General features: G+C 60.9%; 1 pseudogene. It reads left to right on the top strand.

The window, feature by feature from the left end:
• Window positions 1–230 (top strand): annotated as a pseudogene (locus tag ACTFO6_RS20115) (hypothetical protein); the annotation flags it as partial.

Below are 230 nucleotides of genomic sequence, written 5' to 3'. Positions count from 1 at the left end.
CTCAAGAGCCAAGGAATCGCCGTTTCGCGCGACACCCTCCACCGCCTGCTCGCTTATCTGGAGGACTGCTTCCTCGTACGCACGGTGTGGATGGAAGCGGACTCGGAGCGCCAACGCATGGTCAACCCGCGCAAGATCTATCCGGTAGACGCTGGGCCATCCCTCTGTTCGATCGCAGCGTGCTTGCCAGTCAAACGGCATTCCTGTTCGCTCTGGATGAAGCGTGGACC

The sequence above is a fragment of the Pelomicrobium sp. G1 genome, assembly GCF_051905455.1.
Taxonomy (GTDB): domain Bacteria; phylum Pseudomonadota; class Gammaproteobacteria; order Burkholderiales; family UBA6910; genus Pelomicrobium.
The sequence above is the reverse complement of the archived record's forward strand: the minus strand, read 5'-3'. Positions and strand labels throughout refer to the sequence as shown.